Origin of the sequence: Streptomyces sp. NBC_00358, from assembly GCF_036099295.1 — a bacterium.
Classification (GTDB): Bacteria; Actinomycetota; Actinomycetes; order Streptomycetales; family Streptomycetaceae; genus Streptomyces.
Genome location: NZ_CP107976.1, coordinates 5,178,772 through 5,194,097 on the forward strand (window position 1 = coordinate 5,178,772; position 15,326 = coordinate 5,194,097).

Annotated in this window: 13 protein-coding genes and 1 riboswitch; of the genes, 8 read left to right on the forward strand and 5 right to left on the reverse strand. The window is 70.7% G+C overall.

Features of this window, described 5'->3' with window-relative positions; translation table 11 throughout:
• Window positions 1-293 precede the first annotated feature (293 nt).
• Window positions 294-2,006 (forward strand): diguanylate cyclase CdgB, encoded by a 1,713-nt coding sequence (gene cdgB, locus OHT01_RS21980; RefSeq protein WP_328554828.1) that lies wholly within the window; start codon window positions 294-296, stop codon window positions 2,004-2,006.
• Between the two features lie 117 nt (window positions 2,007-2,123).
• Window positions 2,124-3,092, forward strand: a complete 969-nt coding sequence (locus OHT01_RS21985) for a CBM35 domain-containing protein (RefSeq protein WP_328554829.1) — start codon at window positions 2,124-2,126, stop codon at window positions 3,090-3,092.
• A gap of 127 nt (window positions 3,093-3,219) precedes the next feature.
• On the opposite strand, the gene OHT01_RS21990 is transcribed toward OHT01_RS21985, so the two are convergent.
• The 3 genes from OHT01_RS21990 to OHT01_RS22000 all read right to left on the reverse strand — a co-directional run bounded on the left by OHT01_RS21990 (window position 3,220) and on the right by OHT01_RS22000 (window position 6,481).
• On the reverse strand, window positions 3,220-4,149 hold the full coding sequence (locus tag OHT01_RS21990; protein WP_328554830.1) for a 1-phosphofructokinase family hexose kinase: 930 nt from the start codon (window positions 4,147-4,149) through the stop codon (window positions 3,220-3,222).
• 144 nt (window positions 4,150-4,293) lie between these two features.
• Window positions 4,294-5,478 carry an N-acetylglucosamine-6-phosphate deacetylase gene (gene nagA, locus OHT01_RS21995; RefSeq protein ID WP_328554831.1) on the reverse strand — a complete coding sequence of 395 codons (1,185 nt, stop codon included), beginning with the start codon at window positions 5,476-5,478 and terminating at the stop codon, window positions 4,294-4,296.
• 7 nt (window positions 5,479-5,485) lie between these two features.
• Entirely contained in the window at window positions 5,486-6,481 is a 996-nt protein-coding gene (locus OHT01_RS22000; protein ID WP_328554832.1) for an ROK family protein, read from the reverse strand.
• Between the two features lie 169 nt (window positions 6,482-6,650).
• Between OHT01_RS22000 and OHT01_RS22005 the strand changes: the two genes are divergently transcribed.
• Together OHT01_RS22005 and otsB are read left to right on the forward strand one after the other, a co-directional pair.
• On the forward strand, window positions 6,651-6,878 hold the full coding sequence (locus OHT01_RS22005; protein WP_328554833.1) for a DUF3263 domain-containing protein: 228 nt from the start codon (window positions 6,651-6,653) through the stop codon (window positions 6,876-6,878).
• A gap of 231 nt (window positions 6,879-7,109) precedes the next feature.
• On the forward strand, window positions 7,110-7,964 hold the full coding sequence (otsB, locus tag OHT01_RS22010; RefSeq protein WP_328554834.1) for a trehalose-phosphatase: 855 nt from the start codon (window positions 7,110-7,112) through the stop codon (window positions 7,962-7,964).
• Between the two features lie 192 nt (window positions 7,965-8,156).
• On the opposite strand, the gene OHT01_RS22015 is transcribed toward otsB, so the two are convergent.
• Together OHT01_RS22015 and OHT01_RS22020 are read right to left on the reverse strand one after the other, a co-directional pair.
• Window positions 8,157-9,608: an alpha,alpha-trehalose-phosphate synthase (UDP-forming) gene (locus OHT01_RS22015; protein ID WP_328554835.1), complete on the reverse strand. Its 1,452-nt coding sequence runs from the start codon at window positions 9,606-9,608 to the stop codon at window positions 8,157-8,159.
• Window positions 9,609-9,685: 77 nt separating this feature from the next.
• Window positions 9,686-10,630, reverse strand: a complete 945-nt coding sequence (locus OHT01_RS22020; RefSeq protein ID WP_328554836.1) for a glucosyl-3-phosphoglycerate synthase — start codon at window positions 10,628-10,630, stop codon at window positions 9,686-9,688.
• Between the two features lie 205 nt (window positions 10,631-10,835).
• A riboswitch (SAM riboswitch) is annotated at window positions 10,836-10,992 on the forward strand.
• Window positions 10,993-11,007: 15 nt separating this feature from the next.
• On the opposite strand from OHT01_RS22020, the gene thrC reads away from it, so the two are divergent.
• From thrC to groL, 4 genes are all read left to right on the forward strand, one after another.
• The gene (gene thrC, locus OHT01_RS22025; RefSeq protein WP_328554837.1) at window positions 11,008-12,306 is read left to right on the forward strand and encodes a threonine synthase; all 1,299 of its coding nucleotides are present in this window, start codon (window positions 11,008-11,010) and stop codon (window positions 12,304-12,306) included.
• Window positions 12,303-12,578, forward strand: a complete 276-nt coding sequence (locus OHT01_RS22030) for a MoaD/ThiS family protein (protein WP_328554838.1) — start codon at window positions 12,303-12,305, stop codon at window positions 12,576-12,578. Before thrC ends, OHT01_RS22030 begins: the two co-directional genes overlap by 4 nt.
• Before the next feature lie 442 nt (window positions 12,579-13,020).
• Window positions 13,021-13,224, forward strand: a complete 204-nt coding sequence (locus OHT01_RS22035) for a cold-shock protein (RefSeq protein WP_005315736.1) — start codon at window positions 13,021-13,023, stop codon at window positions 13,222-13,224.
• Window positions 13,225-13,595: 371 nt separating this feature from the next.
• Window positions 13,596-15,218 (forward strand): chaperonin GroEL, encoded by a 1,623-nt coding sequence (gene groL, locus OHT01_RS22040; protein ID WP_328554839.1) that lies wholly within the window; start codon window positions 13,596-13,598, stop codon window positions 15,216-15,218.
• The last annotated feature ends 108 nt before the right edge of the window (window positions 15,219-15,326 follow it).

Consider the following 15,326-nt stretch of genomic DNA (forward strand, 5'->3'; position numbering starts at 1 on the left):
CTGCACAGTCGCCCCATAATGCGTTTGGTAAACGCACAGTGAAATGCAGAAACTCCACTCAATTGCTCATCTTCCGCTGTGACTTGAGTCACAGGAGCCATATTTTGTTGACCCTGTGTACCGAGTGGGGAGCGCGCTGTGATTCAGTGGCGGGGGCGTTACGCAGGAAGCTACCAAGCAGTACGGCGTGAAGCGCTTCCAGGGGAAGCGCCGAGAGGTCAGCACGGAACCGAAGAGCACCCAGTACGCCGAGTGAACCCTGGAGTTGCTGCGAGGTCTCGAGGGGAGGGCGAATGGAGACCGAGTCGGAGCCCTACGTCCGTCTTGCGACCCTGCGGCAACTGCATCAGGTGATGGCGGACATGAACACCGCCCGCAGCCTGGCCGACACGCTGCAGACCGTCGCCGACGGCGTGGTCACCGGGCTCGGCTACGAGCTGGCGTGCGTGAACCTCGTACGCCCCGACGGCGATCTCGTCGTCGCCGCTCTCGCCGGGAACTCCGCCGCCGAAGCCCTCATCACCGGCCGCGTGGGCTCCCGTACCTCCTGGGACCGCCGGCTGACCATGGGCGAGGCCTGGGGCGACCTCCGGTTCATACCGCACACCGAGGGCTGGGTCCTCGACGAGGACGACGTGCCCCAGTGGTACACGGACGGTCCCGCGCCCCGCTTCGAGGACGAGTGGCACCCCTCCGACCGCCTCTTCGCGCCGATGTACACCGCGAGCCCCTCCACGGGCGGCAGCAGCCACGGCGAGCTGATCGGCGTGCTGTCCGTGGACCGGCCGCGCAACGGCCGCAGGCCGGGCGCCTGGGGCCGCGAAGCGCTCCAGATGTACGCCTTCCAGGCCGCCATCGCCATCAGCAACGCACGTCTACGCGCGAATATGCAGCGCGCGCTGGTCCGCCTCGAACGCGAGCAGCAGGCTCTGCGCGCCAGCGAGGAGTCCTTCCGGCAGGCCTTCGAGTACGCCCCGTCCGGCATGGCGATCGCGGAGATGGGCGGCGACCAGCACGGCCGCATCCTGCGCACCAACGACGCCCTGTGCCGGCTGCTCGGCCGGCCCGCCTCGGCGATGCGCCGCTACTCCTTCTCCGACCTCGTGCACCCCGAGGACATCGGCACCCTGCTGCGGACCTCCGCCGAGGGCGGCCGGGCCGAGCTGCGGCTCGGGCGGCGCGACGGCACGTACGTCTGGGTCCATCTGCGCAACTCCGTCGTCGCGGACGCCGCCGACGGCCCCCGCTTCCTGCTCACCCACGTCGAGGACATAGAGGACCGCAAGCGCCGGGAGCTCCAGCTCGCGCACCGCGCCTCGCACGACGCGCTCACCGGCCTGCCCAACTCCGCCGAGCTGCGCTCCCGACTCGGCGCCCGCCTCTGCCGGCGGCCGCAGTCCCTGCCGCCCGGCGCGGTTGCCTCGCTGGACGCGGCGTACGGGCACGGGGAGTTCGCGGAGCCTGCGTCCGGCGCGTACGACGAGAACGGCCACCCCGCCTACGACGGGAACGGGCACGGCTTCGACTTCCGCGCGGGTGCCGAGGCGTTCGAAGCCTTCGACCACCATGTGCACACCATCGCGCCGGAGGGTGAGACCGACGACGGGGCCAAGGGGCTCGCGGTGCTCTTCTGCGACCTCGACGGCTTCAAGTCGATCAACGACCGGTTCGGGCACAACGCGGGTGACGAGGTTCTCATCGAGGTCGCCCGGCGCCTCACCCACGGGGTCCGGGACGGCGACACGGTGGCCCGGCTCGGCGGTGACGAGTTCGTGGTCCTGGCCGACGGTCTCGGCCGGGCGGACGCCCAGGACCTGGCCGTGCGCCTGCGTAACGCGATCATCCCGCCCATCAGGGTGGACGGGCGGGCCGTCCGCGTGGGCGCGAGTTTCGGCATCGGCTGGGCACACTGCGGGATGACGGCGGACGAGGTGTTGAAATCCGCTGACGAACGGATGTACGTCGAGAAACGTTCTCGTCCCAAACAACACAGGCGTGCGGGATAAGACGCAGGTCAGTGGGGCGATGCGGTGAAGGCCCCCCGTTTGGCCCAGCGAGACCGGGTAGGCTCGCCATTCATTCGTGTACCGCATCAGTACCGCACCCGCTGAGGAGACCAAGGGATGACGCCCGGCAACAACGGCGCGAGCACGCCCGAGGACGACGACCCGTTCGGCTATCTGTACGCCGACGGGCAGGCCAACGGAGCCACGCCGCCCTCTGGAGGCGGCGGCTACGGCTACCCGGGCTCGGTCAACCGGGTGCGGGCGGTCGGCGAGCGCAAGTACGGCCAGCAGACCGCTCAGGGCACCTACGGCCAGCAGACCGCCCCCACCGCCCCCTACGGCCAGGTGCCGCAGCAGGGCGGCTACGGCCAGCCGAACGCCCACTACGGGGCCCCCGAGACCGCTCCCGGCGGCGCGCAGACGGCGCGGACGCCGATGCCCGGCCACGGTGACGGCGGTGGCCGCGGCCGCGGCCCCAACACCAAGGGCCTCCTCATCGGCGCGGTCGCCGTGGTCGCCGCCGTCGTGATCGGCATCGCCGTCGCCATGACGGGCGGCGGGGACGACAACAAGGGTGGCGACCAGGCGGGCACGACCCCGTCGGCCGCCCAGAGCGCGTCCCCGAGCGTGACGACGACGAAGGCGCCCGGCGCCGCCGTGGCGCTCCCCAAGACCGACGCGAAGACGCTGAACCTCAGCCCCGGCGTGACGACGGCGACCGACGTCAAGGGCGCCAAGGCGGACGGCGGGGTCTACGTCACCGGGTTCAACAACGTCGGCGCGTCCATCACCTGGAACGTGAGCGGTATCGACAAGGCCGGCAAGTACACGCTGGACGTCAACTACGGCGTGCCCGGCAAGGACGGCAACGCCACGCTCACCGTGAACGGCAAGGTCCAGGACCGCCCGCTCAACCTGAAGAACTTCGCCAACGCCCCGGAGGGCGACTACGCGAAGGGGTGGACGAACACCTGGGCGGACATCACTCTCAACAAGGGCACCAACACCATTCAGATCTCCTGCGCGCAGGGCAACCAGTGCGACGCGAACTTCGACCAGCTCTGGCTTGAAGCGGGCTGGAAGTAGGCGGACCGGTAGCAGTCGGACCGGCAGTAGTCGGCCGAGGGGCGCCAGGACAGCGAGGCTGTCGTGGCGCCCCTCGGCCGTTCGACGGGACGGGCGATCCGGTCCGGGAACGTGTCCCGGGGCCGGGTCACGCCGCCGTCGCGTCCCCTGTCACCGCGATCTCGGCCAGCAGGTTCTCGTAGGTCGCGTGGTCGAACTCGCCCGCCGCGGGCGAAAGCACCGTCGCCGTGGACAGGGCGGCGGCGCGGGCCAGTCGGTCCGGCCACGGCAGGTGTTCCACCAGGCCGGACAGCAGGCCCGCCACGGCGGAGTCGCCCGCGCCGGTGGGATTGCCGGACACACGGCGGGGTGGCGCGGCACGCCAGCAGCCCTCCGCGTTGACCATGAGGAGGCCCTGGGCGCCCAGGGAGGCCACGACCGTATGGGCGCCGCGCCGCCGGGCGTTCCGGGTGGCCTGGAGTGGTTCGTGGGAGCCGGTGAGTTCGGCGAGTTCGTCGGCGTTCGGCTTGACGATGTCGGGGCGGGCGGCGACTCCCCGGCGCAGCGGCTCGCCGCTGGTGTCCAGCAGTACCGGGACGGCCAAGGTGCGCGCGGTGCGGACGAGTTGGGCGTAGGCGCCGACCGGGACGCCCGGGGGCAGGCTGCCGCACAGGGCCACCGCCGAGGCGGAGCGCAGCAGATGCTCGTACCTCTCCTGGAAGGCCGACCACTCGGCGGGGGTTATCGCCGGTCCCGGTTCGTTGAGCTGGGTCGTGTCACCGGTCGCGGTGTCGACCACGGCTATGGTGCGGCGCGTCGATCCCTCCACCGGGACGAGCGCGTCCACCACCCCGGCCGTCGCGGCCAGTTGGTCGCGCACCGTGCGGCCGGTCGCGCCGCCCGTGAATCCGGTGACCGTCACCTCGTGGCCGAGCGCGGCGAGCACCCGCCCCACGTTCAGGCCCTTGCCGCCCGGCCGTTCGGTCACCTCGGTCACCCGGTGCGAGCTGTGCGGCCGCAGTGCCCGCACGCGATAGGTGATGTCGAGAGCGGTGTTCAGTGTGACCGTGAGGATCACCTGGGCCGACCTCCCCCGAAGAGATGCGTGACGTGGACGCCTGTCGGGCGCCCGCCGGTGGTTCCGGAGGCTCGATCATGCCAAACACAACGGCGGTCGGCCCAGTCCCCCCGGGCCAACCGCCGTAAGCAACAAAGGTATGAATCACCCCAGTTGGGGTTCTACCACCCATTCCCCGCCGCGCATCACGCCCTTGAGCGCGAAGTCGGCGTCGAGAACGACGAGGTCCGCGTCCTTGCCCGGCTCCAGGGAGCCCACCCGGTCGTATCTGCCCAGCAGGCGGGCCGGGTTGGCGGAGAGGGCCGCCACCACGTCCTCGACCGGCAGTCTGTCGACCGTGACGGCGCGCTGGAAGGCGCGGTCGAGGGTGAGGGTGGAGCCCGCGATCGAGCCGCCCTCCACCAGGCGGGCGACGCCGTCCGAGACCTCGACCTCCAGCGGGCCGAGCATGTAGCGGCCGTCGCCGAAGCCCGCCGCGTCCATCGCGTCGGTGATGAACGCGACCCGGCCGGGGCCCGCGTGGTGGAACGCCAGCTCCAGCGAGGCGGGGTGCAGATGGGTGCCGTCGTTGATCAGCTCGACGGTGATCCGCTCGTCCTCCAGGAGGGCGGCGATGGGGCCCGGCGCGCGGTGCCCGAGCGCCGGCATCGCGTTGAACAGGTGCGTCGCCACGGTCGCGCCCGCGTCGATGGCCGCCTTCGTCTGCTCGTACGTCGCGTCGGTGTGCCCGATCGCCGCGATCACCCCGTGTTCGGCGAGCAGCCGTACGGAGTCGAGTCCGCCCGGCAGTTCGGGGGCGAGCGTGACCATGCTGGCCCGGCCGCGCGCCGCGTCGATCAGCTTGCGGACATCGGCCGGGTCCGGGTCGCGCAGCAGTTCCTCGGAGTGCGCGCCCTTGCGGCACGGCGAGATGAACGGGCCCTCGAAGTGGATGCCCGCGAGGTCGCCCTGTTCGGCCAGTTCGGAGAGCATCCCGGCGCGCTCGGCGAGGCCGTGCATGTCGCCGGTGACGGTCGAGGCGACGAGGGTCGTGGTGCCGTGCAGCCGGTGGGTGTGGATGCCCCGCAGGACGTCCTCGACCGTTCCCGAGGTGAAGGAGGCGCCGCCGCCGCCGTGGTTGTGGATGTCGACGAAGCCGGGCACCACCCAGTGGCCGGACAGGTCGGTCACGGACGCGTCCGCGGGGGCTCCCCCGGCGACTCCGTCAGGTTTCGTCGAGGGGGCACCCCCGTCGGCGATCCGCGCGCCGTCGATGATCACGCGGCCGTCGTGCACGATCCCGGTGGGCAGTACCACCCGGGCGCCGGCGAGAACCTTGCTAGGGGCCATCGGGTGGTTACCTCCGGGGAGTCGTGGGAGTGGTGTTCAGGAGGTCCCGGGCGAGGAGCCCGGCACCGAGGCATCCGGCGGTGTCCCCGAGGGCGGCGGGGACGATCGACGGCAGTTTCTGGAAGGTGACGCGTCGTTCGACCGCGGCCCGCAGCGGTGTGAACAAGGTTTCCCCCGCCTCGGCGAGCCCGCCACCGATGATCAGGGTGCGCGGGTCCAGCAGGGTGAGCGCGGTGACCAGGCCGTCGGCGAGCGCGTCGACGGCCTCCTGCCAGACGGCCACCGCCCTCGGGTCGCCGGACTCGACGGCCTTGGCGCAGTCCGCCGCGTCCGCCTCCGGATCGCCGGACGCCTCGGCCCAGGCCTGGCTGACGGCCGCCGCGGAGGCGAACCGTTCGAGACAGCCGCGCTGCCCGCACGGACACGGGGCCCCACCCGGCCGTACGACGATGTGGCCGATCTCGCCCGCGAAGCCGTGGGCGCCCTCCTCGACGCCGCCGTCGATGCCGATGGCACCCGCGATGCCGGTGCCGAGCGGGACGAAGAGGAAGCGGTCGGCTCCCTGCCCGGCGCCGATCCGGCCCTCCGCGAGCCCGCCGGTGCGTACGTCGTGCCCGAGCGCGACGGGCAGGCCGCCGAGCCGTTCGCCGAGCAGCCGGCGCAGCGGGACATCGCGCCAGCCGAGGTTGGCGGCGTAGACCGCGATGCCGTTCCTGGCGTCGACGATGCCGGGGACGGCGACACCGGCGGCCAGGGCGCTCTCGCCGAAGTGCTCCTCGCCGTAGGCGCGCAGTTCGGCGGCGAAGTCGAGGATGTCTTCGACGACGGCGTCGGGGCCGCGCTCACGGCCGGTCGCCCGGCGGGCCTGGTACAGCAGCGCGGGGTGTCCGGGGGTCCGCGGCGGCGGCACGTCGGGGCGGCCCGCGGAAGGCTCGCTGTCCACCCCGACGAGGGCGGCCTTCATCCCGGTGCCGCCCACATCGAGGGCGATGACATGTCTCACGGGGGACAGTGTCGCCCTTTACCCCCAGAGAGGTCTAGTCCACTCGCGTGGTGTTGGTCTTATATCCGCATTCCGAGACGGTTGCGGCGGACGCGGGCCCGGTCGGCCCGGCCGCTGTTCCGGTGCCCGTCCCCGTCGCCTGTCGGTGCCGGGGACTACCGTGCTGTCCATGGAAGAGCTGCCCGCGCGCGAACGGAGCATCCTCGCGCTGGAGCGCCGCGGTTTCCCCGGCCCCGGTGCCAAGGAGCGCGCCATCCGCGAACAGCTTGGCCTCGCCCCGGTCCGCTACTACCAGTTGCTCAACGCGCTGCTGAACGACCCGAGGGCCCTGGCGCACGACCCCGTCACGGTGAACAGGCTGCGCCGGGTGCGGGAGGCCCGCCGGGAGGAGCGGTGAGACCGCGCGGCTCAAGCAGGATCCAGCCCCTCCGGCGTTCGAGGAACGGGGTCCGGGGTGGAGCCCCCGATACGGGCCGGGCAGGGGTGGAGCCCCGGGTACGGGTCGGGCAGGGGCGGTGGGGGCGAGAGAAGGTCTTGGTGGGGTGGGATCCAGGCATTCCGGGGGGAGGGGCGCTTGGTCAGGTGTGAGTCGGGGGTGCGTCCGGCGTCACCCGGATAGGGTCGCCCCATGGGCAGCCATCCCGAATCCAAGGACTTCTCGCCGGCCCCGGTGACCCCCGCCGGGCGCGACGCTCTGGAAGCGATCCTCACCCGCCCCACCCGGACGGTCGTCGCGCTCGACTTCGACGGCACCCTCGCCCCCATCGTCCCCGACCCCGACCGGGCCCGCGCGCACCCCGACGCGGTCCCCGCGCTCTCCGCGCTGGCCCCCAAGGTCGCCTCCGTGGCCGTGGTCACCGGCCGTCCGGCCGGTGTGGCCGTGCGCCACGGCGGCTTCGCGGGCGTCCCCGGACTGGAGCACCTCGTCGTCCTCGGCCACTACGGCGCCGAGCGCTGGGACGCGGTGAGCGGCACGGTCACCGCCCCCGCCCCGCACCCCGGGGTGGCCGCCGTCCGTGCCGAACTGCCGGGTTTCCTCGACCGGATCGGCGCCTGGCAGGGCACCTGGATCGAGGAGAAGGGCCGCGCGGTCGCCGTGCACACGCGCCGCGCGGAGGACCCCCAGGCCGCCTTCGAGGCGCTCCGGGAGCCGCTGGCCGAACTGGCCGGCCGGCACGGCCTGATCGTCGAGCCGGGCCGCATGGTCCTGGAGCTGCGCCCGCCGGGCATGGACAAGGGCGTCGCCCTCATGGAGTACGTCCGGGAGGTCGGCGCCGAAGCCGTCCTCTACGCCGGTGACGACCTGGGCGACCTGCCCGCCTTCGCCGCCGTCGAGAAGCTCCGCTCCGACGGGGTCCCCGGACTCCTGGTGTGCAGCGGCAGCTCCGAGGTCGGCGAGCTCGCCGACCGGGCCGACCTGGTGGTGGACGGGCCCGCCGGGGTCGTCCGCCTGCTCGCGGCGCTGGCGGCCCACCTCGGCTGACCCGCCCGCTCGCCGCCCGAGCGGGCGGGTGGGCCGCAAGCCGGTTTCGCCCCTCCGCCCCTACCCGTCCCGCCCCTGGGGGCTCCGCCCCCGGACCCCCGCTCCCCAAACGCCGGAGGGGCTGAAACTTCCCAGGCCGGGGCTGAAAAACGCAGCCGCAGCCGGGATCCGGCCGGAAGGGCTGGACCGTGCTCAGGTCTCCAGTGCCTGGAGCTGGTCCAGGAACCACTGGGCCGGGGGGAGTGCGGTGGCCGCGGCGGCCAGCCGCTTGGTGCGTTCGGCGCGTTCGCCCGGCTGCATGGTCAGGGCCTCGTGCAGCGCCCGCGCGGTACCGATCACGTCGTACGGGTTCACGGAGATCGCGTCCTCGCCCAGTTCCTCGTACGCCCCGGCCTCCCGCGAGAGCACCAGCACGCAGCCCTCGTCGGAGACGACCGGGACCTCCTTGGCGACGAGGTTCATGCCGTCCCTGATGGGGTTGACGAGGGCGACGTCGGCCAGCCGGTACGCGGCCAGCGAGCGCGCGAAGTCGTCCTTGACGTGCAGTACCACCGGGGTCCAACCGGGCGTCCCGTACCGGGAGTTGATCTCGTCGGCGACGCGCTGCACCTCGGCCGTGTAGTCCCGGTACACCGCGAGGTCCTGCCGCGAGGGGTAGGCGAACGCCACGTGGACGACCCGCTCGCGCCACTCCGGGTGCTCTTCGAGGAGCTGCCGGTACGCCAGCATTCCGCGCACGATGTTCTTGGACAGCTCGGTGCGGTCGACGCGTACGACGGTCCTGCGGCCCTCGCCGATCTCCTCGCGCAGCGCGGCCATCCGTTCCTCGACGTCCGCCCGGTGCGAGCGCTCGCGCAGGAACTCGGCGTCCGCGCCGAGGCCGTGCACGCCCACGAGGGTCCGGCGGGGCGGGCCGCCGTCCAGGTGCTCGACCGCCCGCGGCGCGTCCGAGGGCGGGGTCACGCGGTAGCGCTCGGGGTCGATCTCGCCCGCGCAGCGCATGAAGGCCGCCGCCCACCGCCAGGTCAGGAACGCCACCCGGTCGGCGCCGAGCATGCCGTCCAGCAGCTCCGCGCGGATGTCGTCGGGCAGCATCCGGAAGTAGTCCTCGGGCGCCCACGGGGTGTGGGAGAAGTGCCCGATGCGCAGGTCGGGGCGCAGCTCGCGGAGCATCCCGGGCACCAGGCACAGGTGGTAGTCCTGGACCAGCACCGAGGCGCCCTCGGCGGCCTCCTCGGCCAGCGCTTCGGCGAAGGCGCGGTTGTAGGTCCGGTAGGACGCCCACTGGCGCCGGAACTCCGCGTCGAAGACCGGCTCCAGCGGGGTCTGGTACAGCATGTGGTGGACGAACCACAGCACGGAGTTGGCGATGCCGTTGTACGCGTCGGCGTGCACCCCGGCGTCGATCGCCAGCATCCGTACGCCGTCCTCGCCGACTCCGCGCGCGACGGCCTCCCGGTCGCCGTCGCCGAGGGCCGAGCAGACCCATAGGGCGCCCGCGTCGGGCCCGATCGCCGAGAGTCCCGAGACGAGGCCGCCGCCGCCGCGCCGGGCGTGCAGCGAGCCGTCCTCCCGTACCTCGTAGGTGATCGGGCCGCGGTTGGACGCGACCAGAATCCGGTGGGCACCGTGCGTTGAAGCCATGCCTCGAAACCTAGCCCCGTGTCGAAACGCTCAAACGTTCACTTCGGCCGTATGCGGCCGCGGTCGGTCGGCCCTGCCTACGCGGCCCTGCGCCGCTGGTACTCGGAGATTTCGGTCATCGGCGGCCTTTCCTCCGTGTCCACCGAGTACGTACGCGGCTGGAAACCGTCCCGGCCGCGCTCGAACTGGGTGAGGGCCGGGCGGATCAGGTGGCCGCGGGCCAGCCGGAGCTGGGCGGTGCGGTAGATCGCGGCGGCCATCCGGCCCAGTGCCTGGCCGTCCTGGTGGCGGTGTTTGCGCACCCCGACGTCGACCTGCGCGAGGGCGTCCAGGCCCACCAGGTGCAGGGCGTCGACGAGCATGCCCAGTTCGACGCCGTAGCCGACCGGGAACGGGAGCTGTTCGAGCAGCGAGCGGCGGGCCGCGTACTCGCCGCCGAGCGGCTGGACGAAGCCCGCGAGCTGCGGCCAGTGCATGTTCAGCAGGGGGCGGGCCATCAGCTCGGTGACCCGGCCGCCCTGTCCGCCGGTGCCGGCCATCGGGCGGTCGTACATGGCCTTGACGAGGTCGACGCCGGGATCGGTGAGCAGCGGGCCCACGATCCCGGAGACGAAGTCGGACGAGAACTCCTTGAGGTCCGCGTCGATGAAGCAGACGATGTCCCCGCTCGTCACGAGCAGCGACCGCCACAGCACCTCGCCCTTGCCGGGCACGGCGGGGATCCGCGGGAGGATGTCGTCGCGGTGGACGACTCTCGCGCCCGCGGCGGCGGCGACCGCGGAGGTACGGTCCGTGGAGCCCGAGTCGACGACGACGATCTCGTCGACGAGGGGCACCTGCTGCATCAGGTCGTGGCGGATGATCGCGACGATCTCGCCGACCGTCTCCTCCTCGTTGAGCGCGGGCAGCACGACACTGACCGTCGACCCGGTGACGCGTTTGGCGGCCATGAGCCTGTGGAGCGGGCGGTCGGTCACGGACCAGGAGCGTGTGCTCAGCCAGCTTTCGACTTCCTTCAGCACCGTCTGCGGCTCCTCACTGTCTGATCACACGCTCTCATCGGCGTGCCCGCTGCGGCCAGCGGCAGATCGATTGCCGTCGTCTCGCGGTTCGGACGACTATCTCAACTGTCCTGGCCTTCGGTTACAGTCTTGAACAACGCGGATGACCATCGCATGTCCTGGATCATCGGCATGTATCGCGTTCAACAGTTCAACAATCAAATACCGCTCATCCAGAGGGGCAGAGGGATACGGCCCGATGAAGCCCCGGCAACCCTCCAGCCGGTCTCGTACCGATCGATGTCGATCGCGTCGCGAGGCTCCCGGCTCGGGAAGGTGCCAAATCCGTCTCACGGCGAAGTGCGTCGTGAGGAAGATGAGGAAAGGGCCTCGCCTCCATGGCTGCGCAGACAGTTGCAAGTACCACGAACTCCGCCGAAGCGGTGGACCTCGGCCCGGCCGCGGCGCTTTCCTGCCGCGAGTGCGGACACCGCGTCCCGCTCGGCCCGGTCTTCGCCTGCGAGGAGTGTTTCGGCCCGCTGGAGATCGCCTACGACTTCTCGGCCTACGAGACCGAGGAGCTCCGCAAGCGCATCGAAGCGGGACCCGCGAACATCTGGCGCTACGCGCCCCTCCTGCCCGTCCCCGCGGACGTGGCCGACAAGCCGAACATCAACCCCGGCTGGACCAAGCTCGTCCAGGCCGACAACCTGGCCCGCGAGCTCGGTGTGGACGCCGGAAAGCTCTTCGTCAAGGACGACTCCGGCAACCCGACGCACTCCTTCAAGGACCGCGTCGTCGCCCAGGCCATCGAAGCCGCCCGCGCCTTCGGCTTCACCACCCTCTCCTGCTCCTCCACCGGCAACCTCGCCGGCGCCGTGGGCGCCGCGGCGGCCCGCGCCGGCTTCCGGTCCTGCGTGTTCATCCCGCACGACCTGGAGCAGGGCAAGGTCGTCATGGCCGCGGTCTACGGCGGCGAGCTCGTCGGCATCCAGGGCAACTACGACGACGTGAACCGCTTCTGCTCCGAGCTGATCGGCGACCCGGCCGGCGAGGGCTGGGGCTTCGTCAACGTCAACCTGCGGCCGTACTACGCCGAGGGCTCCAAGACGCTGGCGTACGAGATCTGCGAGCAGCTCGGCTGGAAGCTGCCCGACCAGCTCGTCGTGCCGATCGCCTCCGGCTCCCAGCTCACGAAGATCGACAAGGGGCTCCAGGAGCTGATCAAGCTCGGACTCGTCGAGGACAAGGCGTACAAGATCTTCGGTGCCCAGGCCGAGGGCTGCTCCCCGGTCTCCGTCGCCTACAAGGCCGGTCACGACGTCGTACGGCCGCAGAAGCCGGACACCATCGCCAAGTCGCTCGCCATCGGCAACCCCGCGGACGGGCCGTACGTGCTCGACATCGCGCGGCGCACCGGCGGCGCCGTGGAGGACGTGAACGACGAGCAGATCGTCGACGCGATCAAGCTGCTCGCGCGCACCGAGGGCATCTTCGCGGAGACGGCGGGCGGTGTGACCGTCGGCGTCACCCGCAAGCTGATCGAGAACGGCCTCCTCGACCCGACCCTCACCACGGTCGTGCTGAACACCGGCGACGGCCTCAAGACCCTGGACGCGGTGGCCTCGGACACCGGACTGACCGCGACCATCCGCCCGAACCTCGACTCCTTCCGAGAGGCTGGCCTCGCATCATGAGCGTCAACGTCCGCATCCCCACCATCCTGCGCACCTACACCGGTGGTGCCGCCGAGGTGACGGCCGAGGGCACGACCCTCGCCGAGGTCATCAGCGACCTGGAGAAGAACCACACGGGCATCGCCGCGCGCGTTCTGGACGACCAGGGCAAGCTGCGCCGCTTCGTCAACGTGTACGTCAACGACGACGACGTCCGGTTCGAGCAGGGCCTCCAGACGGCGACCCCGGACGGTGTCGGTGTCTCGATCATTCCGGCCGTCGCCGGAGGCTGATCGTTACCCTCGGTAATGCCGAACACGCAGAGTTCATCGAATTGCCCCCTCCGTGAGAGAAACGGAGGGGGCAATTCTGCATGGTTGAGCGCGCTACAGTTGGGGAAGCGACTTCGCTTTCGATGTTGGTTTCATGCCGGACGCATATGAGTACCCGTTCGGCGGCCGACAAGAAGTAGCCAAACTGCCTCGCCCTTTTGGGCTTTTTATGGCATTTACGGGGCCCGACTTGCCCTGAATCCTCGCGCATTCTCCGCATATCGTTGATCGGCCATGCCCAGAATTCTCGTCCGATTGACCTGTTGCAGACGGCAGTTGGACAGATACATTCAGCCGCGGTCGACGCGTTCCGGCGCACACCCCCAACCGTTTGGGGGGTGAGGTCTGACCCGGATCCGCGAAGTGTGGATCTGTGCAAGGGCCAGTAATAGGGGAGTTAGGCATGGCTCAGGGCACCGTCAAGTGGTTCAACGCGGAGAAGGGGTACGGCTTCATCGCGGTCGACGGTGGTGCGGACGTCTTCGTGCACTACAGCGCGATTCAGATGGACGGCTACCGCACCCTTGAAGAGGGTCAGCGAGTGGAGTTCGAAATCTCGCAGGGCCAGAAGGGTCCGCAGGCGGACATGGTCAAACTCGCCGTCTAGTCCGGGCGCGAACGGCCACCGACGCAACTCACGCCGAGGGGCCCGCATCCCACCAGGGATGCGGGCCCCTCGTGCGTCCTCGGCGGCCTTCGGCCGCCCTCCGCCTGCTCCCGCGCGCGCCCGCGCGCACGGGAGCGCCCCCTCTGTGGAGGCTGGGCCCGACGCCCGTTTTCAGGAGAGGCGCTTGCACTCGCAGGGGTCGAGTGCTAATCATTGGCGTTAGCACTCTCCCAGTGAGAGTGACAGAACTTGGATCGGGCCAGTGAGGCCCGCGGGCCTGTGGGGCAAGGAACCACAAGGCTTGCAGGCCGTCCGTCGCGGGCGCGGGCACGATCCGGAGAAATCCACCCCGTCCGGGAGGACCACTTCACATGGCCAAGATCATCGCGTTCAACGAGGAGGCACGGCGCGGTCTCGAGCGCGGGATGAACCAGCTCGCTGACGCCGTCAAGGTCACCCTCGGCCCCAAGGGCCGTAACGTCGTCCTCGAGAAGAAGTGGGGCGCCCCCACGATCACCAACGATGGTGTTTCCATCGCCAAGGAGATCGAGCTCGAGGACCCGTACGAGAAGATCGGCGCCGAGCTGGTCAAGGAAGTCGCCAAGAAGACGGACGACGTCGCCGGCGACGGTACGACCACGGCGACCGTGCTGGCCCAGGCGCTCGTGCGCGAGGGTCTGCGCAACGTCGCCGCCGGCGCCAACCCGATGGCCCTCAAGCGCGGTATCGAGAAGGCCGTCGAGGCCGTCTCCGGTGCCCTCCTTGAGCAGGCCAAGGATGTCGAGACCAAGGAGCAGATCGCTTCCACGGCCTCCATCTCCGCCGCCGACACCCAGATCGGCGAGCTCATCGCCGAGGCGATGGACAAGGTCGGCAAGGAAGGCGTCATCACCGTCGAGGAGTCCCAGACCTTCGGTCTGGAGCTGGAGCTCACCGAGGGTATGCGCTTCGACAAGGGCTACATCTCGGCGTACTTCGCCACCGACATGGAGCGTATGGAGGCCGTCCTCGACGACCCGTACATCCTGATCGCGAACTCCAAGATCGCGAACGTCAAGGACCTGCTCCCGCTCCTGGAGAAGGTCATGCAGGGCGGCAAGCCGCTGCTGATCATCGCCGAGGACGTCGAGGGCGAGGCCCTGTCGACCCTGGTCGTCAACAAGATCCGTGGCACCTTCAAGTCCGTCGCCGTCAAGGCCCCGGGCTTCGGTGACCGCCGCAAGGCCATGCTCGGCGACATCGCCATCCTCACGGGCGGCGAGGTCATCTCCGAGGAGGTCGGCCTCAAGCTGGAGAACGCGGGTCTGGACCTGCTGGGCCGTGCCCGCAAGGTCGTCATCACCAAGGACGAGACCACGATCGTCGACGGCTCCGGCTCTGCCGACCAGGTCGCCGGCCGGGTCAACCAGATCCGTGCCGAGATCGAGAACTCCGACTCGGACTACGACCGCGAGAAGCTCCAGGAGCGTCTGGCGAAGCTGGCCGGCGGCGTGGCCGTCATCAAGGCCGGTGCCGCCACCGAGGTCGAGCTCAAGGAGCGCAAGCACCGCATCGAGGACGCCGTTCGCAACGCGAAGGCGGCCGTCGAGGAGGGCATCGTCGCCGGTGGTGGCGTGGCTCTGCTCCAGGCTTCCTCGGTCTTCGAGAAGCTTGAGCTCACGGGTGACGAGGCGACCGGTGCCAACGCCGTCCGTCTCGCCCTGGAGGCCCCGCTCAAGCAGATCGCCGTCAACGGTGGTCTCGAGGGTGGCGTCATCGTCGAGAAGGTGCGCAACCTGCCCGTCGGCCACGGCCTGAACGCCGCGACCGGTGAGTACGTCGACATGATCGCCGAAGGCATCATCGACCCGGCGAAGGTGACCCGCTCTGCTCTGCAGAACGCCGCCTCCATCGCCGCGCTGTTCCTGACCACCGAGGCCGTCATCGCCGACAAGCCGGAGAAGGCCTCCGCGGCCGCTCCGGGCGGCATGCCGGGCGGTGACATGGACTTCTGATCGACCTCTGGTTGATCTGCGTCCTTACCGAGGGCGGCACTCCTTGCTACGGCGGGGGGTGCCGCCCTCGGGCGTTTCCGCGCCCCTCGCGGCCCGCACCCCTCCCCA